We start from the raw sequence: 22,857 nt of genomic DNA on the forward strand, positions 1-22,857 counted from the left end.
TCAATAAAACAATAGAATGAAAGCTGGAATTGTAGGATTACCAAACGTAGGGAAATCAACCTTATTTAACTGTTTATCTAACGCAAAAGCGCAGAGTGCAAACTTTCCGTTTTGTACCATTGAACCTAATTTAGGAGTAGTAAACGTGCCAGATACTCGTTTAGAAAAGCTAGAAGAGCTAGTAAATCCTGAAAGAGTTTTACCTGCAACTGTAGAAATTGTAGATATTGCTGGTTTGGTAAAAGGAGCTAGTAAAGGAGAAGGTTTAGGTAACCAATTCTTAGCTAATATTCGTGAAACAGATGCTATTTTACATGTATTGCGTTGTTTTGATAACGATAATATAGTACACGTAGATGGTTCTGTTGATCCTATAAGAGATAAGGAAACTATTGATATAGAACTTCAGTTAAAAGATTTAGAAACTGTTCAAAAACGTTTGGAGCGTGTAAAAAGAACAGCTAAAACAGGTAATAAGGAGGCGCAAGTAGAATTGGAAATTCTATTAAAGGTTGAAGAAACATTATTAGAAGGAAAATCTGTTCGCTCTATTGAATTTACAGAAAAAGAAGAGGAATTTGTAAAACCATTACAGTTCATTACTGCAAAACCAGTTTTATATGTGTGTAATGTTGAAGAAGGTTCTGCTGTTTCAGGAAATGCTTATGTTGATAAAGTTAAAGAAGCTGTGGCACATGAAAATGCTGAAGTTATTGTGTTAGCAGTAGGTACAGAAGCAGATATTACAGAGTTGGATGATTACGAAGAGCGTCAGATGTTCTTAGCTGATATAGGATTAGAAGAAGCAGGAGTTTCTCGCTTAGTTCGTTCGGCTTATAAGTTATTAAACTTACAAACTTATTTCACTGCAGGTGTAAAAGAGGTAAGAGCTTGGACAATTCCTGTAGGTGCTACTGCACCTCAAGCGGCAGGAGTTATTCACACTGATTTTGAAAAAGGGTTTATCCGCGCTGAGACTATTAGTTATGATGATTATGTATCATTTGGTAGTGAAGCTAAAGTGAAAGAAGCAGGTAAAATGAGAGTAGAAGGAAAGGAGTATATCGTTAAAGATGGTGATATTATGCACTTTAGATTTAACGTATAATCTTTTTGAAGAATAAAGTCTAAACTCCACTAAAATCTAGTGGAGTTTTTTTGTACCTTAGAAATTCTAAATCGCTTATTTACTATGCAAATAGAAAAACAAACATTTCAATTTTTAAAAGACTTAAAAGAAAACAACAATCGCGAATGGTTTACAGAACACAAACCTCGATTCACAGAAGCTCAAAATAACGCAAAAGCTGTATACAAAACCATTCAAGATAATTTAAACAAGCATGATGAGATAGATAAGTTTAAGTTATTTAGAATTTACAGAGATGTGCGTTTTTCAAAAGATAAAACACCATATAAAACACATTTTGGAGGTTCTTTTCATAGAAAGAAACCAGCATTAAGGGGAGGGTATTATTTACATATTTCCCCAGGCGATAGTTTTGTTGCTGGCGGATTCTGGGAGCCTAATAAAGAAGATCTTTTACGTATTCGAAAGGAATTTGAAGTAGATGCTTCTGAAATTAGAGAAATTTTAAAAGAAAAGAATTACGTACAACATTTTGGAGGTAAATTAGAAGGAGATGAGCTTAAAACAGCTCCTAAAGGATTTGATAAGCAACATCCAGATATCGATTTGATTCGCAAAAAAGGATATATAGCTATTCAACGTTTTACAGACAAAGAAGTATTAGCTCCCGATTTTCTAACAAAAGTAGATGACTCTTTTAAAGCACTTCGTCCTTTTTTTAATTATATGAGTGACGTATTAACTACGAATTTAAACGGAGAGAGTATTTTAGATTAATTTAGGTGTAATCTCACTTCTCTTTTCAAATAAGCATAAGTAAGCACAGTGGATAAAACATCTGCAATAGGAAAAGACATCCATACACCATTTACGCCATAAAATTTAGGAAGTAAATACACTAAAGGAATTAAAAAGAACCCTTGTTTTAAAAGTGTTAATAATAGTGCAGGCAACGCTTTACCTGCTGCTTGAAAGTATGCTGATCCAATTAATTGAGTGGTTATTACAGGTGTTGCCAAAAAAGCTACTATTAATGCATCTGGAGTAAGTTTTAATAGTTTTTCGTCTTCTGTAAAAACACCAACTAATTCAGTTGGAAATAGCATTATCAGAATAAAAATTAAAACAGCTATTCCCGTACCAAAAAGGATAGATTTATTTATAGTTTCCTTTACTCTTTCTGTATTATTGGCTCCATAATTATATCCTGCAATAGGTAAAAAACCTTGCGTAACTCCTAAAACAGGAAATAAAGCAAATAACATAACCCTATTAATAATACCATAGACTGCAATTGAAATTTCACCTCCATACTTAAAAAGAGAATAGTTTAAGACTATAGTTAATATACTTATTGTTCCTTGCCTTACTATAGTTACTCCTCCTAAAGACACAATCTCTTTTACAATAGAAAAATTCAATTTAAAATACTTCGGAATAATTTTTAATTCAGTCTTTTTTGAAATAAAAAACCAAAGAATAAATACTCCACTAACAGCATACGAAATAGAGGTAGCCAAACCTGCGCCGTACATTCCTAAATTCATAAACTTAATGAAAATAATATCTAAAAAAATATTAGCAATTGCAGGGAAGAGCATGGTAAGCATCGCATAATTAGGTTTCCCTACAGCTCTAACAACGGGGTTTCCCATCATAGCAAAAGCCAAAAACGGAACACCCCAAACAATTACATCAAAATATTCAGTAGCAGGAGTTATAATATCTCCATTAGCCCCAAAAAGTTGTAAAATAGGAATACTAAAAAATGTTCCTAAAAGAACAAATAAAACAGATAATACAATAGTTAATGAAATTTGATTTCCAAAAACTTCAAAGGCTTTATCTTCTTTATTAGCTCCTAAGGCTCTAGAAATTATAGAACTTCCTCCAATTCCAACTCCCATACCAATAGAAGAAATTAAAAAAGCAATAGGTAATACCACGGTAATTGCAGCAATAGCGAGTACGCCAATCCATCTTCCTACAAAAATGGTATCAACAATCATATTAATCGACATTACTAAAATTCCAATAGAAGCAGGGATAGCTTGTTTTAAAATAAGTTGACTAATACTTTTTGTACCTAGGTCGTTGGCGATTGTATTCATGCTGACTAAATTAACGCGAATTATCCATCAAAAATAAAAACAAGGTTAGATTTAAGTAATAATTAACATCAATCCTGTAAGTTTGTCTTATGAATTTATTTGAACAAAAGCATATCGTAACTTCAGAAGAAATAGACGAATACAACCATGTAAACAATGTAGTGTATGTACAATGGATGCAAAACATTTCAGATGCTCATTGGAAAGAGCTTTCTAAAAATGTTGAAAACATCGACTATGTTTGGTTTGTTATTAGACATGAAGTTGATTATAAAAATCAAGCCGTATTAGGAGATGAAGTTACGCTTAGGACTTGGGTTGGAAAAACAGAAGGGATAAGATCCATACGTCATTTTGAAATGTATAGAGGAGAAACTTTGTTAGTAAAATCTCAAACTACATTTTGTTTGTTAGATGCTAACACAAAAAAGCCTAAAAGAATTACGAAAGAGGTAACAAACTTATTGTTACCGTAAAAGAAACAATATCTTTGCACTTATAAATTTATAGAATGACAACATTTACCGCATTAGGAGTACGAAAAGAATATGTTAAGGGATTGAAAGAGTTAGGAATAACAACTCCTACTGAAGTACAACAAGAAACTATACCTTATTTACTTGAAAATAATTCAGATTTTATAGGATTAGCACAAACAGGTACAGGGAAAACTGCTGCTTATGGCTTGCCTATTTTACATAAAATAGATGCTTCAAAAGACAATATACAAGCGTTAATTTTATCACCTACAAGAGAATTGGTACAACAGATAAAGAAACAACTATTTAAATTTACGAAATATGTAGATGATAAAATTTTTGTAGAAGCAGTGTATGGTGGAGAAAAAATAGAGCGCCAAATCAACAATTTAAAAAGAACCACGCATATTATTGTAGCAACTCCAGGACGTTTGATTGATTTAATAGAAAGGGGTGATGTAGATTTAAAAAATATCAAAACCTTAGTACTTGATGAGGCAGATGAAATGCTTAGTATGGGGTTTAAATTAGAATTAAATCGTATTTTAAAATATACTTCTGGTACTCGTAAAACATGGTTGTTTTCGGCAACAATGCCAGATGAAATTAGAAGTATTATAAAAAAATACATGAATGCTTCAGCAAAACAAGTTGAAGTAAACAAAAATGTATTGGTGAATTCCAACATTACGCATCAGTTTGTAACAACTACGATCCCTGAAAAAACCGATGTTATTATTAAGTTTTTGGAAAAAAGACATGCTGAAAGAGGAATCATTTTCTCAAGAACCAAAGCAGGAGCCCAAAAACTAACGAAAGAATTACAAGAAGATGGGTTTTCGGTAGAAGCTCTTGAAGGGGACATGCAACAAAAAGAACGTGATAAGGTAATGCGTGCTTTTAAAAATGGAAACCTACAAGTATTGGTGTCAACAGATGTTTCAGCCAGAGGAATTGATGTTCAAAACTTAGCTTTTGTTATTCATCATCAATTACCAGAACAACTAGAGTACTATACACACCGAAGTGGTAGAACTGCTAGAGCAGGGAAAAGAGGAGTTTCTTTAGCTTTAATTCTTCAAAATGAAAGAAGTCGTTTAGCTGAAGTAGAAAGAACATTACAAATACAATTCTCTGAAATATCAATATAAATGGATGTAATTTACGCCATAGACATTGCTGGAACTTTTGCCTTTGCTATTAGTGGAGCATTAGTTGCTATTAGAAAAAAGTTTGATGTTTTTGGAGTCATTATCATAGCTTTTGTGACTGCCGTTGGAGGTGGAATGACTAGAGATGTACTTATTAATGCACATCCTATAAACTGGATTGGAGATATTAACTATATCTGGACAATATTAATAGCTGTTGCTGCAACTTTTTTATTTCGAAGTAAAATAGCACCGTTAAGAAGAACAATGTTTTTGTTTGATACTATTGGTATAAGTGTGTTTACGTTATTAGGTGTTCAAAAAGGAATAAATTTTAATTTACATCCATTTGTAGCCTTAGTTATGGGAATGTCTTCCGCAGTAATGGGAGGTGTAATTAGGGATGTGCTAACAAATGAAATTCCGTTAATTTTTCATAGAGAAATATATGCGTCAGCCTGTTTAGCAGGAGGTATTGTATACCTACTTTTATATCCTTTAAACATCAATGAAGATGTACTTTTTGTTATTTCTGCAGGAATAATTATTCTTGTAAGAACAATTGCTGTACAGTATAAATTGGAGCTTCCTCGAATAAAAAAAGATGTATTTGGTAAATAAAGGATATGAAAAAATTAGTTTTTGAAAATTTAAAAGAACTTTCTAATATAGAAGGAAAACAGTTACCGGTAGGAGAGTGGTATACTGTAACTCAACAAATGATTAATGATTTTGCCAATGCTACATTAGATAAACAGTGGATTCACATCGATGAAGAAAAAGCTGCTAAATATTCTCCAACAAAAACAACAATTGCACACGGATTTATGTCTGTTTCTATGTTGTCGGAGTTAATTTCTAAACAATTTGAAGTAAAAAGTGTAACTATGGGGTTAAACTACGGATTGAATAAAGTTCGTTTTCCTAATCCTGTACCTGTAAATAGTGAATTACGTTTAATTAGCTCTGTTAAACTAATAGAAGACTTTCAAAAGGGTAAAAAGTTAACTTTTGATTGTACGATAGAAATAAAGGGACAGGAAAAACCAGCCTGTGTTGCCGAATTTATTTTTGTTCTATTTGAATAAAAAAAGCTGCCTTAAGAAAGACAGCATTTAAAGTTTTATATTTCTTAGTATTATGACAACCAGCCTTTCGCTATTGTCTTTTTTGAATACATTAATAAAAACACACCTATAACAATTACCATTATAGGCATTATAATGCTTCCAGGTCCGTATACTTCAGATGCTCTACTCATAAATAAGTTATACGACATTTGAACTACAATAGCTATTAGTGAAATTAAAAACATAGGTCTTGCTAACTTTTTTCTCATTAATAAAAAAGCACTACCAAGTAATCCTCCAAAAACGGCTATAGCAAAAGCAGCGGTAACCCAAGTAGGAACATTTTCATATAAAGCCCTTTCTGCTTCAGGTAAAGCAGCTCTGACTTCATCTGTCATGTAAGCTTGACCAATATAAGACATAACACCTAGTCCATTCCAAACTAAGGCTGCAATACTAATAATCCAAAAAAGTGTGGCGGGTTTGTTTGAATCTGTCATAAAATATAGTTTTTTAGTTAGTTACTGTTAAATGTAGTTATAAATAACTCAAAATCCAAAACAGACTGTAAATCAAAGGGTAGTGTACAAGTAAAAAAGAAAGTGATTAGCTTGTAAATAGTAGGCTTTCATAAAATAATGTTAAAGACTAGTAATTAGTGTAACAACACTAGAAAATAGTCGTCACATAAACATATAATTACTTAACAAGTAATGTTTAGTGATTAGTTAGTTTTTAATAGTTGATTGAAAGGAAAGGCTCGAGATATTATCCCGAGCCTTTTTTAATATATTTTATTTTTACAGTTTACTTTCTTTCTAGTAAGGCCATATAAAATCCGTCGTAACCAGATTTATGCGATAGTACTTTTTCGTCTTTTATAAATTTAAAATATTTTCCTGCATCAGAAGCTAAAAAGAACTCAACTTGTTGTTGGTTTTCTGAGGGTAATACTGAGCAAGTGGCATATACCATTTTCCCACCTGGCTTTACCATTTTAGAGTATTGTTGTAATACTTCTTGTTGTGTACCACGAATTTTATCTAAAAACTCAGGTTGTAATTTCCACTTACTGTCAGGGTTTCTTCTAATTACTCCCAAACCAGAACATGGAGCATCAATTAATACCCTATCAGCTTTTCCTTGTAATTTTTTAATTACTTTGGTTGAATCAATTACACGAGTATCAATATTATGAACTCCATTTCTTCTAGCACGTACTTTTAGTTTTTTCAATTTACTCTCGTAAATATCCATTGCTATAACTTGTCCTTTATTTTTCATTAAAGAAGCTAAGTGCAATGTCTTTCCACCAGCACCAGCACAAGTGTCTACGACCTTCATGCCAGGTTCTACATCTAAATAAGCAGCTACTAATTGTGACGAAGCATCTTGAACTTCAAAAAAACCTTTTTTAAAGGCTTCTGTTTTAAAAACATTAGCTCTTTCTACTAATTTTAAAGCATCATCATATCCTTTGATAAATTCAGTATTAATTCCTTCAGAAGCTAACTGTTTTTGTAAATGAGTTTTGGTTGTATTTAAGGTGTTTGTACGTAAGATAACTTCTGCTTGTTTGTTTAAAGCAGCTATTTCTTTGGTCCAAACCTCTTCACCTAATTCTTGAACACCTACTTCATCAATCCAGTCAGGAATAGACTCTCTAAATTTTCTTGTTTTTAATAACTCATCAAACTTACCTTTAATACGTCTAGTAGGAGTAGGTTCAATTTGATTCCAATCAGGTAACTGAATTCCTTTTAGCACACACCAAACAGCAAATAATCGCCATAAATCAGGACGAGAATACGGAGCTTTTACATTTGCTATTTCTGCATATAATCGTTTCCAACGAACCACATCATAAATAGTTTCAGCAACAAACTTTCTATCACGTGCTCCCCAGCGTTTATCTCTCTTCAATGCTTTCTCAACAGCTTTATCTGCATACACATCTTCATTAAAAATATCGCGTAAGCTATCAATAACCGCGAAAACTAAATTTCTATGTAATCTCATTTGATGAATTTAAGAGTACAAAGATAGTTGATTTTAATGGCTTTTTGTATTTTCGTTCTTAATGAATTTAAACCACCCCGTAACATATATAAAAGGAATTAGTGTTGCCAGAGCAGAGTTACTATTTACCGAGTTAGGTATTAAGACTTGTAATGACCTGTTGCATCTTTTTCCGTTTAGATATATTGATAAAACACAGTTTTATACGATTAATCAGTTGCAACAAAACTCTGCTGAAGTACAAATAGTAGGTAAGATTACGGGCGTAAAAACCGTAAAGCAAAAAAGAGGAAGTAGGTTAGTGGCTACTTTTTCAGATGCTACAGGTACTATAGAGTTAGTTTGGTTTAAAGGTGTAAAGTGGATTAAAGATAGTTTAAAAGTAAATACTCCATATGTTATTTATGGGAAATTAAATTGGTATAATGGAACTCCTAATATGCCACACCCAGAAATGGAAACAGTAAAAGAATACAAAAGCAAGCTGCAAATGGCTATGCAACCGGTATATCCTTCTACTGAGAAGTTAAGCACGAAAGGAATAAGTAACAAGGTCATGCGTACGATGATTCAAAACTTGTTTCAACAAGCGTATAATGAAATAGAAGAAACTTTTCCGGCTTATTTTATTGAAGAACATCAATTCTTAGGTAAAAAAGAATCGTTATTAAATATTCACTTTCCTAAGAATCAAGAATTATTAGCCAAAGCGCAATATCGATTGAAGTTTGAAGAATTATTCTTTATTCAGTTACAATTACTACAGAAAAAACTCGTACGAAAATCAAAACTAAAAGGATTTGTTTTTGAACAGGTAGGAGAGGAGTTTACCGATTTTTACAACAATCATTTACCTTTTGACTTAACGGGAGCTCAAAAACGAGTATTGAAAGAAATTCGTAAAGATGTAGGCTCTGGAGCACATATGAATCGATTATTACAAGGTGATGTAGGTTCTGGGAAAACAATTGTAGCATTATTAACTATGTTGTTAGCCATTGATAATGGCTACCAAGCCACAATTATGGCTCCGACAGAGATACTTGCAACACAGCACTATAATGGGATAATAGAATTATTAGAGAAAACCGATATTAAAGTTGAATTATTAACAGGATCTACCAAAACAAAAAAACGTAGAGAAATTCATGAAAGTTTACTAGATGCTTCTTTGCATATTTTGATTGGCACTCATGCTATTTTAGAAGAAAAAGTACAGTTTAAAAATCTCGGGATTGCTATTATTGATGAGCAACATCGTTTTGGAGTAGCACAGAGAAGAAAGTTGTGGGAAAAAAGTTCATCTGATGGAAGAGCTATTCCTCCTCATATTTTGGTGATGACTGCGACACCTATACCAAGAACATTAGCAATGTCGGTTTATGGTGATTTGGATATTTCTGTGATTGATGAATTGCCACCTGGTCGTAAAGAAATTAAAACTGTACATCGCTATGATAGTAATCGTTTGGGGGTTTTTAAGTTTTTGAAAGATGAAATTGCTAAAGGGAGACAAGCTTATGTGGTATATCCTTTAATCCAAGAATCTGAAGCGATGGATTACAAAGACTTAATGGATGGATATGAAAGTATTTCTAGAGAATTTCCTTCTCCTAAATATCAAATTAGTATTGTTCATGGTCAAATGAAACCTGCTGATAAAGACTATGAAATGGAACGTTTCGCAAAAGGAGATACGCAAATTATGGTAGCAACCACGGTTATTGAAGTAGGAGTGAACGTACCAAATGCTTCAGTAATGGTTATAGAGAGTGCTGAACGTTTTGGATTAAGTCAGTTACATCAATTGCGAGGTAGAGTAGGACGTGGAGCTGAACAGAGTTACTGTATTTTATTATCGAGTTACAAATTATCTTCTGACGGAAAAACTCGATTACAAACTATGGTAGAAACTACAGATGGATTTAAAATTGCTGAAGTAGATTTAAAACTTCGTGGTCCGGGAAATATTATGGGAACACAGCAAAGTGGAGTGTTAAACCTTAAAATAGCAGATGTTGTTAAAGATAGTCCAATATTACATGTAGCACGTAAAGCTGCCATAAATTTACTTCATGAAGATCCTAATTTATCAGAAATAAAAAATTCCAGCTTGCTGAAAGCTTATGAAAAGCTTAGAAAAACAAGTGGAATTTGGAGTAATATAAGTTAGAATTAAGCACTATTAACTAGTACTTAATTCTTCTTTTTTGTTTTGATCGTTTTTATCAACATCACTTTCACTTTTATTGTATCTTAATATTAGGTATCCTATTATAGCAGATACAAGAGAACCTAGTAATACACCAATTTTAGCAGACCCTAGGAACTCTGGACTTTTAGCAAAAGCCAAACTAGCAATAAATATAGCCATAGTGAACCCAATTCCTGCTAAAAACGATACACCTATAATATGTCTATTATTTATATCTTTAGGAACCTCTATTATTTTAAGTTTTTTAACGGTAGTAATTATTGTAGTAATTCCAATACTATTTCCAAGAACTAAACATAGAGCGATGTTTATTATTAAGGAGGTATCTAAGTTAGCGTCACCATCTATTAAAACTCCTGCATTAGCTAAAGCAAAAATAGGGATAATTGCATATGCAACTATATCATGTAGTTTATGCTCTAACAATTGTAAAGGTGACTGATAATCTTCTATCCAATGATCTAAACTATCTATTTCTGCAACTTGTTCTTTCGATAATATAGGTTTAGAAGAAACTTTAGCCCCTTTGATATTATCCATTATTTGTGATAAGTGTGCTATAAACTCAGGAGTATGTACTTTTTGTCTAATAGGCACAGCAAAAGCCATTAATATACCTGCAACTGTTGGGTGTATACCTGCTTTAAGGAATAAAACCCAAATTACAGTACCAAACAAGAAAGTTATATATTTTGAGTAAAAACCTCTGTAAGCTATAAAATATAAAAAGGCTAACAAAGCTAACGCTATAGATATTAAAGTTATATTTATACTAGCACTATAAAATAAGGCAATAACTAAAACAGCTCCTATATCATCTACAATGGCAAAAGCTGTTAGGAATACTTTTAAACTAAGAGGTACTCTTTTACCTAGAGTATTTAATACCGCTAAAGAAAAAGCTATGTCTGTTGCCATAGGTACCCCCCAACCATGTGCTGTATCAGCACTTTTATTTAAGAAAACAAAAAATAAAATAGGAAACAACATTCCACCAAGAGCACCGAAGAGAGGAAAAGCTAATTTTTTGGTAGAATTTAACTCTCCAATTAAAAACTCTCGTTTAATTTCTAACCCTATTAAAAAGAAAAATACAGCCATTAATCCGTCATTAATCCAAAGAATTAAAGGTTTATACAATTCAAAATGTTCTGATTTAAAACCAATTTTGTATTCCCATAAAGCATTGTAACTATCTTTAAAAGGAGAATTTGCTAAAATAAGAGCAAGTAAAGTAGCTCCTAAGAGTAAAATACCACTTGCACTTTCAGTTTTCATGAAATTTTGGAGTGGAGATATAATTCTTTTTTTTATCATGTTTATGTATATAGATTGTTACTTACTTTTTTAGTAAAAAGTAAGGTTATTAATTTTTTTGTTTCAGAAAGCGAAGATAATTCATCAAACTTTAACGAAAAGTTAAATTTTAAAACTTTTTAACACTTAAGAAGGAGAAATTATATGAAATACCTAAATTTAGTTGGGTACTACTTAAACTTCCACCTTTAGCTTTTACATAACCTGCTCCTAATCTTAAATTTAACTTATTGGTAAGTTTTTGATTAACTCCAATACTAGGTTTAATAATTAACCCTTGTCCTGTGCTTATACCACCACCACCAGCTGCACCTCCTAGAATCTGTGCAAAAAATGTTGTTCTTTCTTTAAAAAAGCTATTAGTTTGCAGTCCTAATCCTACTATACCTTCTGCATAAGCGCCAGCATTACCAAAATTAGCAAAAGAAGTTTGACCAGCAGCATATAAATATTTATTTAAGAAAAAATTTAACTGTAATGATATTTGATGCATGTTTTCATTATGTCCTTCATCTCTTGCTGCATTAACATATAAGTCTTGTTTAATAATAGCATCAAAACCTTTAAATTTTCCTCTTGAAAATTCTCTTTCGTCTGATAAAATTCCATCTCTATCTACATAGTATTTTAATCCTAGACCAAAAGTAGAAGAAACAAAATGAGAGTCGGGACTCATCATATATCCTTTATTGATTGAGGCATATACATTATCGAATAGTTTTTGTTCTAAAGAGATATCTGGATAAATTAAAAAACCGCCTTTAGTATCTACTCCACCACCACCACCGGCTCCTAATCCGAATTTAGCTAAAATATTTGTACGGTTTCTATTCATTGATAAATGATATCCGCCACCCAAAAATACATCCATATACCCAGCTTTTATTCCATGATATGCGCCATCAGCTTTAACAAAAAAGAAAAAATTATCTGTAAAATAAGAGTTTAATTCAAATCCTGCTAAACGTATTGTATTTCCTTCATAAGAACCTTTGGTTACCTTAGCGTTATTTAGGTGAACTAATAGTGAAATTCGATTACTAAAGATATTCCAAGAACTTTGTCTTAAATTTTCTATGGAAAAATTACTTTCTCTATTTTTAAAACTTGTTGTTTCAAAAGAAAGAGGTACTTGTATTGCTACATTAAACTGGCTGCTATTTATGGTGCCACCATCAAAAAAATCAACATAACTGTATCCTGCAGTTGCAGAAAAGTGTTTAAAATCATATCCTAAATTAAGATGAGGAAGTATAAAAGCTCCTCCACCATCAGGGGCAGATGCACCACCACCACCACCAAAGTGAATTCCAGCATCAATAAAAAAGTTATCGATTATTTTTTGTTGGATTCCAGCATTTACACCTAAAGTAAAAAAGCCTCCTCTAATACCTCCAATAGCACCATATAAACCAACTCCAGCATAACTCCAATCATTTAGTTTTAGATTGTAGTGAAGCCCTGTATAGTCCATATTTTGTTCTCCTTCAGGCATTTTAATTGATAAGAAATCAATTTGACCAAAACCAAACTGTGTTTTTCTTTCAGGAATGGTATTTGTTTGCGCGTAAAAAAAATGAACACTCATTAGTAAACTTACTACGAGTGCTCTTTTAAAAATAATGTTAAGCATTAAATTTTATTTAATTATGTATTTTTTGACGTTCACCGTTTATGTATGAAGCTACAAAAGCATCATTAAATCCTATTTTAATTAATTCTTTTTGTAAATCTTTAGCTTCATCTAGGGTAGTATATAAACCTAAAGAGTATTTAAAATAGCCATCATTAGTTGTAACTGTTGAAGGAATAACTTCTGAAGACAATAAAGGGTATTTGTTTTCAGAAAGCACTCCTATTTGTACAGAATAAATAGTTTTTCCATTTATGTTTTCTGTCACTTCGTTTGTAATAGTTTCAGTGTTTATATTTGATGATATGTCATTAATGTTATCTAAAGACTCTTCATTATTTCTAGCAGCTCTAGCTTGCGCTCTATTTATGCTGTCTAAAACTCTGTAAGCTTCTTTCTTTTTTATAGACTCAACGTCTAAGTTGTTAATAGCGCTATCACCACCATTTACATAAAAATAATATGCTGCCCCTAAAGCAAGACCTAAAAGCAAACCTAAAAAAATAGGCAGAGTTTTAGAACTCTTTTTTAAAGCAGCCAATTCTTCTTGTGTACTGCTTAATTCACTTTCTGCTTCTTCTCTTTTTAATTTAGCATTATCTAAGTCTTCTTGTATTAACTTAAACTTTTCTTCTTCTATAAAAGGCATAATATGGGTTGATTAATAATTATTAAAAGCACTAAAATACAAATCTTTTTTCATTCATAAGTTTTAAAGAGTATAATAGAGCTTCTAATTGATAATTTCTATAACTCGTGAGGGGTAGAATAAACAGTCATTTTATTATTTCTACTAAAACCAATAAGGAAAATTCCAAATTCTTTTGCAAAATCTACAGCTAAAGAAGAACAAGCAGAAACTGCTATTATTATTGGTATTTTAGCTAAAAAAGCTTTAGAAACTATTTCATAAGAAACTCTTCCGCTAACTAACATATAATTAGCTTCCTTTAGCTTGTTTTTATTGATTAAATCACCAACACATTTATCTACGGCATTATGGCGACCAATATCTTCTTTTATAGTTAATAATTTTTTATTGGTGTTAAAAATAGCACAAGCATGACTACCTCCTGTAGACCTGAATAAAAATTGCTTCTTGTTCATTTCCAGAAACATAAAATGCATTTCTTCAATTAAATCTTTAACGTTATTGGTAGAGTTTCTTTTTAAAGACTTTCCTTTAATTTTTAAATCTTTTAATTCCTTTTTTCCACAAATTCCGCATGAAGAAACTGATAAAAGAGTACGTTTATTTAAATATCCTTTTCCTAATTTATTTTTTAAAATTTCCAAGTTTATAACTGTAGAAAAGTCCTTCTCTGTTTTTATTATGTTTATTTTAACTCCATCTTTATTTTTGTAGATGTCTTCAGCATATAATAAGCCTCTTACTAATTCTTCATCGTTTCCAGGAGTTCTCATAACTACTGTGTATGGCTCTTTGTTAATGTTTATTTGTAATGGAGCTTCTATTACAAGAGTGTCATCAAATTTTTCTAAAGAATCAATAGAAAGTTTAATAGATTGGTAGCTTTGTGTCTGTTTCATGATGATAGCAAATGTATGTAAAAAAGTAAGTAAAAAGAAAAGCCCTGACATTAAGAATCAAGGCTTTTGGTATGTTTTATCGCCCCTAAACAATAAAACATACCTTTTGATAGGGGCTTTCTATCAATTAAATAAACGATAAATTACGAATAATAGTATTGGATACTAATCATTTTTCGTGCAGTCAATAACTATAAGTTCATTGTTTAGGTTTGTGGTAAAAAATAAATAAGTATTTCCACCGTCTTTTAATTTTGTTTCTTTTCTAATCTGAGCTACAGTTTTTGGAAAATTACGTGTTGTAATGTTTGCCTTAGATTCTGTTATTTGTTTCTTTATTCTTTTTTTATTGTAAGTAAATACATTGTTAATGTTAAAGATTCTTCCGGGGAAATCTTCAACTAAGTTTTCTGAAGTATAAAGATGAGAATGTTGATGTAGTTTACCTATTTTTTGTTGATTTGCTACTTCGTTAAATCCTCCTGATTTTAAAATAGCGGCATTAGGTTCATAAAGATATTTTAACGGTAGAGAATATTCAGGTTTTATTTTGTTTTTTAAACTGAAATTAAAAAATTGATAATTGTTTTTCAGTATATTACATGTTTTTATGTCAACAGGTACTTTAATGTCTTTTTTTAATAAAAAAAGTAACTCTTTTACCTCATTATTAACTGCTATAACATGAATTTCTTTTACAAATTTTAATTCATTTATAGTTGATGTAATGTCTAAAATTGGTGAGTTTTTAATAAGAATTGTGTTTGACTTTTCAAATAAAAAATCTAAATTTTCAGGTACGTTTGGTATACAATCACTCAATAAAAAAACTTTTCCTTTTTTTTCGTTTCTTCGAGAAGGATCAATGTAAATACAATCGAATTTTTCAGAAGTATTTTCTAGATATTTTAATCCGTTTGTAGCTATAGTTTCAATGTTAGACGCTTTCATTTGCTTATAATTGTATGAAACAATTTTTGAAAGTTTTTCATTTAGCTCACAATGTATAACATTTTTAAATTGTTTTGAAAAAGCATAACAATCAACACCAAAGCCTCCAGTAATATCTATTATTGACTCTCCGTTAATTAATTTAGACTTGTACTGAGCAGTTATTTCAGAAGAAGTTTGTTCAATACTTAGTTTAGGAGGATAATAGATGTTTTTTGTTTGAAACCAAGTAGGTAGTTTTTTTTCAGATTTTTGTTTCGCAATGATTTGGTTGGCTAATTCTTGAATAGAGATTTTTTCAAAAGGGCTTCCTTTAAAAATTAATTGCTCTATATTGGATGTTAGGTTATGGTTAATATAATCCTGAACCTCAGTATTTAAAATGTTTTTATTCAAAAAAGAAGTGTTTTTTTAAATGCTTTTTACTACAATAATACTAATAATTTAACAGTTATAAAGTTTTGTTAATCCTATATTTTCATTAGGTTTGTTTACTTAATTATCAATTTAAAGTTAACAAATAATTTATTATGAAAAAAAGTATTTTAATGCTTGCTATGATTTTAGCAACAATGAGTGTAAGTGCTCAGTTTTATGTTTCTGCAGCAGGAGGGTATTCAATTTCTAGTGCTGGTGTACGTTTTGGTACTGAAACTACTGCAGCTGGAGTAGAGAACACTTACGGTAGTTATGGTGAGGGACTACATACTCAATTAAGAGGAGGGTATTTTTTTAACGACACTTTTGGTGTTGAAGTTGGTGTTGGATACTTAAATGGAGCAGATCAAACTTCTCTTTTAGTTGATTTACCTACACAAGCTCAATATATAAACATTGAAGCTAGAGGTAAAGCTTATGGGGCATCTGCTTCGTTAGTTTATAAATTTACTAATAATATCTATGGACGTTTTGGGGCCTTGATTAAGGTAGGAGGAAAAACTGAATCTGATGGGAAAATAAGAATGGCATTGTCTCAAACAGAAATGCTTAATGTAGATTATACTCAAGATTACAAGGGCCGTTTGCCATTAGGTTTTATAGGTGCTGTTGGATATAAGTATGACTTAAGTGATAAAGTATCTCTTTTTGCAGAATTAGAATACATGGGAATTAGTGTTACTAGAGATACTTCAGAAATTACTGAATTTTCAGCAAATGTTAATGGAGAAGCAAGATCTATAGAGCAAGTAAAAGCTATTTTTGCTAATCACCCTAATGCTCAATACAATCCTTTAGCTGCTGTATTTAACAAAAATATAGAGTATGTTGATGAGTTACCTTTTGGTGCAAATCCAGCTGGAGAAAAGCAATTATCTCAAAAAGTTCCTTATTCTTCTTTTGGGATTAATATTGGTGCTACTTTCTATTTCGGAAAATAATTCCTGTATTATATAAAATAAAAAGAGCAGCAAAATTGCTGCTCTTTTTATTGTTTGTAAGTTTCAATAATGTTAATTATATGCTTTTACATCTCCCATATCTAGAGTACCAACTGGCATTTCATGTTTTGTTGGTAGTATTGCTCCAGATTCAGTTGTGACCCAATCACTCCATGTGGCTTCCATTCCGCCTGTTGGGATTATAGAAACCCACATTTTATAACTGGTAGGCCTGTCGTTTTCGTCTAAAATCCATAGATAAGAATCTCCCGGAGTTGATCCTCCCGTGGTATAAGTAATCAATAAAGCGTCTTTACCTTCATATTGTACAATTCTTCGCTCAATTCCGTTTTCAAATACTTTATAAGGAGCTACTAACCAAAAACTATCATTGTTAAAGTAGTCTATTGCTTTTTGAAGTATTTCATTGTTCTTAACTTCTTTTTCATTTACTAAAACAACACTTTTTTCGGGGCTTTTTGTATGCAAGATTACTTTATTGGTATCCCACGATACTTCGACAATATTTTTTTGTTTGTCCCATTTATAAAAATGCTTTCCTCTAAAACTCCATTCAATAAAACGAGTATCTTTATAAGCTTCATAATTCAATGCTTCAAGCATTTTAGTGGCTAAAGCATCTGCTTTAGCTCCTTGTTTGCCTGTAGGAAGACTTTCGTTGTTTTTAAAGTAAAAAACAGCTAGTATAATAGCTCCAATTAGCAATAATATACCCAATGTTTTAAATAATTTCTTCATTTCTGTTTGTTAATGTTAATTGTTTAATTCCTTTAGCTAATTCATCTGCTGCTGCAGGGTTATTTCTAAACCAAAGTTCAGGCTCAATTAGCTCTAATTCAGCAATAGCTAATTTACCATTATTATCAGTAAAAACATCAACACGTGCATAAATAGGAGGTTCTATACAAGCTTTAACAGCATTTTCAGCAAATATAATTTCTTCTTTAGTAGGAGTGTAGTTATGAACTGAACCTCCGAAATCGTCTTGTACCCTGAAATCTCCTGGTTTTGCTATTTTTAAAATAGCATGTGTAAATTTACCGTTCATGACCATTAATGAAATTTCTCCTTTTTCAACTATATTATACTGAAAAGGCTGAATAATCATAGCTTCTTCTATAATTAACGAAGAAAAAGTCTCTTCATATTCGTTTATATTTTCTAAATTGATTTTGTAAGTGTGTCTCGCAGCACCAGAAATACAAGGTTTTAAAACAAAATCTTTTAAATCATACTTTAGAGAAAGTTCTTTTAATGTAGATTGTGTTCCTTTTTCAATGAAATAGGACTCACAAATATGAACTCCGTTTTGTTGTAAGTCTTGTAAATAATGTTTATCAATATTCCAACGAATAATTTTCTCTGAGTTTAACAATGTTGTTTGTTTACTTACAGTATTTAACCATTTTGAAAATTCAGAAAATCTATCAAAGTAATCCCAAGTGGTTCTAAATAAAACATATTTTGTTGTAGACCAATCAAAAGTAGTGTCATCCCATGAGAGACGAGCTACTTTTAAACCTTGATTTTCAAGGGCTATTTTGACATAATTGTCTTCGTCTAATACATTTTGTGTATAGCTGTCAATATTTTTAGGGTTTACATATCTCTTATCAGTGAGAATAATAACATCGTATTTTTTCATAGATGCAAAGTAGTGGTATTTTTAAAGTTGTAAAATGCTTATTTATACATTTTATAATATTTTATTACGTTATTTGGTGCTTTTACATCTTAATTCATAAGATAAAAAAGTTGTTTTTTTGTAGAGATGCTTATAGAGAGTAGTTTAGAAGAGAGGGGATGTAGTATTTACTATACTTATTAAATCTAGGTACTTGAGGTGAGTATATTAACAGAGGTAAATAGTTTAGAAGTTATAATAATAGAGACAATCTTGTTATTATTAATGTTTAAAAACAAAAAAAAGCGCTTTAAGCGCTTTTTAAAACATATCTTTTACTAAATCGTTCATACTATCATATTCTTTGAATAAAAATCCAAAAAAGTCACTGCCTTTTTTCTTGTCAGATTTTAACTCTCCTTCAGAAAACCTATATTTTCTAAATTCTTTTATTTTTTTGTTAAGCTGTTTTTTTAAAGACTTATCAATAAGTAAATGATTTACGTTTTTCATAACTTTTTATAAAGCGTTATTTAGGTCTACTTTGTATTTATTTAATAAAGCTTTAGTTATTCCTAAGTTAGCGTCTTTAGAGTCTACAGCCAAATAAACAAAATAAGCACCACTAGGAGCAATGTTAATAATATGTATTTGACTAGATAAGGTTATGGTAATATCTTGAATTTCTTCATTTAAACCTAAAGCTTCAATAGCTTTTAATTTAGCTTTTACTACTTCTAAATTATAAGCTGAAGCTAAATTTGGGTCAAAGCTCTCATCTTTTGTAAATGAATCATAAGCTTCACCAGAACTAACATCGGTAACAGATACAGCAACAAACCCAGGAACATTACTTTTTAGGTTTTCGATAAAATCATTTAAAATTTCTTTCATTGTAAAAATGGTTGTTATAATAATTAATTAAAAAGTATTTATTGAAGGGCTATTTTTTTTAAGGTCAATTTAATCATAGCTAGTTTAGAAACATCATTAGTCAAAAGGCAAATAGTATGATTATCATATTTGTTGATAATAATAAGTCCGTCGTTTGATGTTAAAACTAATTGATTGAGACTTTTAGAGTTAAGAGTGTCTTGGAAAAATTCATCAGCCATGGTAAGAATAACATTAGCCATAGCTGCAATATTGTTTTCTTTAGAGATATTATAAAAATCAACCACGTGTCCTTCAGAGTCAAAAACAATTCCTTTATCTGCCTCTGATTCTTTTATTAACGTTTGTAAGTTTGCTTTCCCCATTTAAGTTTTTATAACTATTTTTTTGTTTTCCGTGTCTCTTCACTATACCTAAGACACTAATATTTTAAAAGGGTCACAAAAATAACATGTTATTTTCGTTTTTTTTTTTTTAAATTTTTTTTATGATTTTTTTAACAATTTTATAAGCGTAGAAAACAATTAGTTAACCAAAAACAAGTGTTAAGAGATGAATTGCTTTTTTTTAATAAAAAAATAATAAAATAATAACACTATAAAATAATAACACTTTTTAAAGTATGATATTTATCATATTTATAAAAAAAGATGCTTTTTATGTTTGTATCAAGCTGTGTTAAGGTTATCTGTGAAATTATTAAGATTACTTCTTTTCATAGTTGTGTATTTTTTTGATGCTCCCCCGCAATCTGTATAGTATTAAAACTTAAAAACAACGATTTATACCTTACAAACTCAAAAATCAATTAATAATATGACAACTAATAATTATCAAAAAAAATGGGATTCTCAAACAGGGGAGGATCAAAAAAGAAAACCAAAATTACCAAAACCAGTACCTATTGATACTGAAATTAAATTAAATGATAATGCTATACTTTTGAGTATAACTGATACTAGAGGTGTTATTGAATATTGTAATGAAGATTTTGTAAATTCATGCGGATACGAAGTTCATGAGTTAGCAGGATCGGGACATAACATTGTTAGACACCCAGATATGCCAAAAATTATATTTAAGCTAATGTGGCAAAGGCTAAAAGAAAAAAAGAATATGGTAGCCTTTGTTAAGAATTTAGCTAAATCAGGAAGGTATTATTGGGTTATGACAGACTTTATTGTTAAAGAAAATGAAAAAGGAGAAGTAACTCATTATAAAGGTATAAGAAAGGCTGCACCTAAAAAGGCTATAAATGAAATAACCCCCTTATACAAAAAGCTTTTAGAAATAGAAGGATTAAAAGATGTTGAGGCTTCTGAAAAGTTCTTAACTGGTTTTTTGGATGCAAAAAATACAGATTATGATACGTATGTAGAATATTTAATATCTGATTATAACGATTTAAATATGTTTATAAAAGATAATACAAAAAAAGGTTCGTTTTTCAAAAGATTTTTTGGTGTAAGTTAAACTCAATGAATAAGGGAAGTTATAAACTAGCTTTAATCATTCTATTATTACTGAATAAATCTTTTCTAAGTTCAACTTTAGTAAAACCTTTATCTTTTAACATTTCAACAGTCTCTTTACTTAGATATTGATTAATTTCAAAAAAAAGTAGTCCGGTTTTAGTTAAACTATTTTTAGCTAAATCGGCTATTTTTTTATAGAAAAGCAATGGATTGTCATTTTCTACAAACAAGGCTAAGTGTGGTTCGTTTTCTAGTACATTTTTTTTTATTTCATTTTTTTCTAATTCACGTACATAAGGAGGATTAGAAATAATAATATCAAACTTATTACTCAATTTCTTAGTTTTTAGAATATCTTGATGTATGAATGATACTTCAACTTTATTTAAGATTGCATTTTTCTCTGCTACTTTTAAAGCTTCTTCAGAAATATCAATAGCGCTTACACTTGTTTTAGATACGTGCTTTTTTAAACTGATAGGAATACAGCCTGTTCCTGTTCCAATATCAAGAATAGACAAGAGTTCTTGTTTTTTATTTATTTCTTGAATAACCCATTCAACTAACTCTTCGGTTTCAGGACGTGGAATTAACGTGTTTTCATTTACCATAAAAGGAAATCCATAAAACTCTGTTTTACCTAATATATATTGAATAGGTTCTTCTTTTTTTAGTCGAAGTAGGGCTTCATTTAATAATGTTTTCTTGTTTGAAGGAATTTCAAAATTAGGTCGTAACGTGAGATCTATACGTTGTAAGTTTAAATATTCATCTATTAAAAAAAAGAAAAAAGTATCAATCTCCGTTTGTGGATAAACTGAAATCAATTGCTCAGAAAAGTATGTTTTATATTGTTTTAGTAGCATTTTATAAATCTTTTAGCATCCAAATATTACAAGAATAATGGCCTGTTTTTCCTAGTGGTTCTTCTAAATCTATAAAGCCATTTTTTTTATATAGTAATGTTGCAGTTTTCATATATGGCAAAGTTTCTAAATAACACTGTTTAAAACCTGCTTTTTTAGCTTTATTTAAACAGAAACCTATTAATTTACTACCAATACCTTTTCCTCTCGCTATTGGTAAGAAATACATTTTTTGAAGTTCACAAATACTCCCCTCAAAATTATCTAATTGAGCAAAACCAGCTCCTCCTACAACAACACCATTATGTTCTACAACAAAATATCCAGCCTTTTCTTTTTGGTAGGTCTCATACATTTCATCAGTAGCCTTATCTTCATAAGCGGTTCCTACTTTTGGAGCTCCAAGCTCGATTAATACATCACGAATAACTTTAGCTATTTGGGCATTATCTTGTGGTTTAATTTCTCTAATAATAAAATCAGATGGTGTCATAGGAATATAGTACTTTTGCAAGAGCAAAGTACCCAAAAAAACACGAGTTTTCATGAAGAAATTCATTTATTTTTCACCTTTTTTATTGCTAATTATTAGTTGTTCAGTAAAACAAAAACCGATTTTTTTAAAAGTTGATGATATAAAACTTTTATCCGTTTCTACAGACACGATTAGAGTTGGTGCCAATGCTTATTTTGAAAACCCTAACGATATAGGTGGTAAAATAGCTACTGATGAAATTAAAGTATTAATTGATGAAGTAGAAGTAGCACAGGTTTCTTCTGAAGAGTTTAAAGTTCCAGCTCGTAAAGAATTTCATATTCCACTAAAAGTGGTAATTCCTTCAAAAAGAGTATTTGAAAATAATAAAAACGGAATTTTAGGAGGTGTTTTAAACTCTTTAATAAATCAGCGTTTGAAAATTCATTTTAAAGGAGATTTAAAATATAAGGTTTTAGGTTTTTCACATGTATATCCTATTGATAGAGTAGAAAATGTAAAAATTAAATTCTAGC

25 protein-coding genes are annotated in these 22,857 nt (G+C 30.5%); 10 read left to right on the forward strand and 15 right to left on the reverse strand.

Annotation, left to right across the window (positions count from 1 at the left end):
• Window positions 1-16 precede the first annotated feature (16 nt).
• Together ychF and ABHQ57_RS09310 are read left to right on the forward strand one after the other, a co-directional pair.
• Window positions 17-1,108, forward strand: coding sequence for a redox-regulated ATPase YchF (gene ychF, locus ABHQ57_RS09305; RefSeq protein ID WP_167713854.1), 1,092 nt, complete (start codon window positions 17-19; stop codon window positions 1,106-1,108).
• A gap of 84 nt (window positions 1,109-1,192) precedes the next feature.
• Window positions 1,193-1,867 carry a DUF2461 domain-containing protein gene (locus ABHQ57_RS09310; protein WP_047788854.1) on the forward strand — a complete coding sequence of 225 codons (675 nt, stop codon included), beginning with the start codon at window positions 1,193-1,195 and terminating at the stop codon, window positions 1,865-1,867.
• Here the strand turns inward: ABHQ57_RS09310 and ABHQ57_RS09315 are convergent.
• Complete coding sequence (locus ABHQ57_RS09315) at window positions 1,864-3,201, reverse strand: MATE family efflux transporter (protein WP_073184089.1); 1,338 nt, start codon at window positions 3,199-3,201, stop codon at window positions 1,864-1,866. The two genes, ABHQ57_RS09310 and ABHQ57_RS09315, sit on opposite strands and share 4 nt — an antisense overlap.
• Window positions 3,202-3,290: 89 nt before the next feature.
• Between ABHQ57_RS09315 and ABHQ57_RS09320 the strand changes: the two genes are divergently transcribed.
• Genes ABHQ57_RS09320 through ABHQ57_RS09335 form a run of 4 tightly spaced genes read left to right on the forward strand, consistent with a single transcriptional unit; the run spans window position 3,291 to window position 5,919 of the window.
• Window positions 3,291-3,677 (forward strand): thioesterase family protein, encoded by a 387-nt coding sequence (locus tag ABHQ57_RS09320; RefSeq protein ID WP_047788852.1) that lies wholly within the window; start codon window positions 3,291-3,293, stop codon window positions 3,675-3,677.
• A 35-nt stretch (window positions 3,678-3,712) separates the two neighbouring features.
• The gene (locus ABHQ57_RS09325; protein WP_167713853.1) at window positions 3,713-4,831 is read left to right on the forward strand and encodes a DEAD/DEAH box helicase; all 1,119 of its coding nucleotides are present in this window, start codon (window positions 3,713-3,715) and stop codon (window positions 4,829-4,831) included.
• Window positions 4,832-5,452, forward strand: coding sequence for a trimeric intracellular cation channel family protein (locus tag ABHQ57_RS09330; protein WP_047788850.1), 621 nt, complete (start codon window positions 4,832-4,834; stop codon window positions 5,450-5,452).
• A 5-nt stretch (window positions 5,453-5,457) separates the two neighbouring features.
• On the forward strand, window positions 5,458-5,919 hold the full coding sequence (locus ABHQ57_RS09335) for a MaoC family dehydratase (protein WP_167713852.1): 462 nt from the start codon (window positions 5,458-5,460) through the stop codon (window positions 5,917-5,919).
• 50 nt (window positions 5,920-5,969) lie between these two features.
• Here ABHQ57_RS09335 and ABHQ57_RS09340 read toward each other — a convergent pair whose 3' ends face one another.
• Both ABHQ57_RS09340 and ABHQ57_RS09345 read right to left on the reverse strand, forming a co-directional pair.
• A complete protein-coding gene (locus ABHQ57_RS09340; RefSeq protein WP_167713851.1) occupies window positions 5,970-6,401 on the reverse strand; it encodes a hypothetical protein in 432 nt (143 codons plus the stop codon).
• A 307-nt stretch (window positions 6,402-6,708) separates the two neighbouring features.
• Window positions 6,709-7,920, reverse strand: coding sequence for an RsmB/NOP family class I SAM-dependent RNA methyltransferase (locus tag ABHQ57_RS09345; protein ID WP_167713850.1), 1,212 nt, complete (start codon window positions 7,918-7,920; stop codon window positions 6,709-6,711).
• A gap of 61 nt (window positions 7,921-7,981) precedes the next feature.
• Between ABHQ57_RS09345 and recG the strand changes: the two genes are divergently transcribed.
• Window positions 7,982-10,093: an ATP-dependent DNA helicase RecG gene (gene recG, locus ABHQ57_RS09350; RefSeq protein WP_167713849.1), complete on the forward strand. Its 2,112-nt coding sequence runs from the start codon at window positions 7,982-7,984 to the stop codon at window positions 10,091-10,093.
• Window positions 10,094-10,105: 12 nt separating this feature from the next.
• On the opposite strand, the gene nhaA is transcribed toward recG, so the two are convergent.
• The 5 genes from nhaA to ABHQ57_RS09375 all read right to left on the reverse strand — a co-directional run bounded on the left by nhaA (window position 10,106) and on the right by ABHQ57_RS09375 (window position 15,983).
• Window positions 10,106-11,413 carry a Na+/H+ antiporter NhaA gene (gene nhaA, locus ABHQ57_RS09355; RefSeq protein ID WP_231128414.1) on the reverse strand — a complete coding sequence of 436 codons (1,308 nt, stop codon included), beginning with the start codon at window positions 11,411-11,413 and terminating at the stop codon, window positions 10,106-10,108.
• Between the two features lie 148 nt (window positions 11,414-11,561).
• Window positions 11,562-13,085: a hypothetical protein gene (locus ABHQ57_RS09360; RefSeq protein WP_167713848.1), complete on the reverse strand. Its 1,524-nt coding sequence runs from the start codon at window positions 13,083-13,085 to the stop codon at window positions 11,562-11,564.
• A 10-nt stretch (window positions 13,086-13,095) separates the two neighbouring features.
• Entirely contained in the window at window positions 13,096-13,734 is a 639-nt protein-coding gene (locus ABHQ57_RS09365; protein ID WP_167713847.1) for an SPOR domain-containing protein, read from the reverse strand.
• 98 nt (window positions 13,735-13,832) lie between these two features.
• A complete protein-coding gene (fdhD, locus tag ABHQ57_RS09370) occupies window positions 13,833-14,636 on the reverse strand; it encodes a formate dehydrogenase accessory sulfurtransferase FdhD (RefSeq protein ID WP_167713846.1) in 804 nt (267 codons plus the stop codon).
• Between the two features lie 165 nt (window positions 14,637-14,801).
• Window positions 14,802-15,983 (reverse strand): RsmD family RNA methyltransferase, encoded by a 1,182-nt coding sequence (locus ABHQ57_RS09375; protein ID WP_167713845.1) that lies wholly within the window; start codon window positions 15,981-15,983, stop codon window positions 14,802-14,804.
• Window positions 15,984-16,117: 134 nt separating this feature from the next.
• Here ABHQ57_RS09375 and ABHQ57_RS09380 point away from each other — a divergent pair, with 134 nt between their 5' ends.
• A complete protein-coding gene (locus ABHQ57_RS09380) occupies window positions 16,118-16,966 on the forward strand; it encodes an outer membrane beta-barrel protein (RefSeq protein ID WP_047788841.1) in 849 nt (282 codons plus the stop codon).
• A gap of 72 nt (window positions 16,967-17,038) precedes the next feature.
• On the opposite strand, the gene ABHQ57_RS09385 is transcribed toward ABHQ57_RS09380, so the two are convergent.
• From ABHQ57_RS09385 to ABHQ57_RS09405, 5 genes are all read right to left on the reverse strand, one after another.
• Window positions 17,039-17,725 carry a hypothetical protein gene (locus ABHQ57_RS09385; RefSeq protein ID WP_389863437.1) on the reverse strand — a complete coding sequence of 229 codons (687 nt, stop codon included), beginning with the start codon at window positions 17,723-17,725 and terminating at the stop codon, window positions 17,039-17,041.
• Window positions 17,709-18,632 (reverse strand): RimK family alpha-L-glutamate ligase, encoded by a 924-nt coding sequence (locus ABHQ57_RS09390; RefSeq protein WP_047788839.1) that lies wholly within the window; start codon window positions 18,630-18,632, stop codon window positions 17,709-17,711. Before ABHQ57_RS09390 ends, ABHQ57_RS09385 begins: the two co-directional genes overlap by 17 nt.
• 300 nt (window positions 18,633-18,932) lie before the next feature.
• On the reverse strand, window positions 18,933-19,124 hold the full coding sequence (locus ABHQ57_RS09395) for a hypothetical protein (RefSeq protein WP_047788838.1): 192 nt from the start codon (window positions 19,122-19,124) through the stop codon (window positions 18,933-18,935).
• A gap of 6 nt (window positions 19,125-19,130) precedes the next feature.
• The gene (locus ABHQ57_RS09400; protein WP_047788837.1) at window positions 19,131-19,505 is read right to left on the reverse strand and encodes a hypothetical protein; all 375 of its coding nucleotides are present in this window, start codon (window positions 19,503-19,505) and stop codon (window positions 19,131-19,133) included.
• Between the two features lie 38 nt (window positions 19,506-19,543).
• Complete coding sequence (locus ABHQ57_RS09405) at window positions 19,544-19,870, reverse strand: roadblock/LC7 domain-containing protein (protein ID WP_047788836.1); 327 nt, start codon at window positions 19,868-19,870, stop codon at window positions 19,544-19,546.
• A gap of 451 nt (window positions 19,871-20,321) precedes the next feature.
• Here ABHQ57_RS09405 and ABHQ57_RS09410 point away from each other — a divergent pair, with 451 nt between their 5' ends.
• Complete coding sequence (locus tag ABHQ57_RS09410; protein ID WP_159491124.1) at window positions 20,322-20,978, forward strand: PAS domain-containing protein; 657 nt, start codon at window positions 20,322-20,324, stop codon at window positions 20,976-20,978.
• Between the two features lie 19 nt (window positions 20,979-20,997).
• Here ABHQ57_RS09410 and prmC read toward each other — a convergent pair whose 3' ends face one another.
• Window positions 20,998-21,846 carry a peptide chain release factor N(5)-glutamine methyltransferase gene (gene prmC, locus ABHQ57_RS09415; RefSeq protein ID WP_167713843.1) on the reverse strand — a complete coding sequence of 283 codons (849 nt, stop codon included), beginning with the start codon at window positions 21,844-21,846 and terminating at the stop codon, window positions 20,998-21,000.
• Between the two features lies 1 nt (window position 21,847).
• A complete protein-coding gene (locus ABHQ57_RS09420) occupies window positions 21,848-22,339 on the reverse strand; it encodes a GNAT family N-acetyltransferase (RefSeq protein WP_159491173.1) in 492 nt (163 codons plus the stop codon).
• Window positions 22,340-22,391: 52 nt separating this feature from the next.
• On the opposite strand from ABHQ57_RS09420, the gene ABHQ57_RS09425 reads away from it, so the two are divergent.
• A complete protein-coding gene (locus ABHQ57_RS09425) occupies window positions 22,392-22,856 on the forward strand; it encodes an LEA type 2 family protein (protein ID WP_167713842.1) in 465 nt (154 codons plus the stop codon).
• The last annotated feature ends 1 nt before the right edge of the window (window position 22,857 follow it).

The organism is Tenacibaculum sp. ZH5_bin.1 (assembly GCF_042865525.1).
Lineage (GTDB): Bacteria > Bacteroidota > Bacteroidia > Flavobacteriales > Flavobacteriaceae > Polaribacter > Polaribacter mesophilus.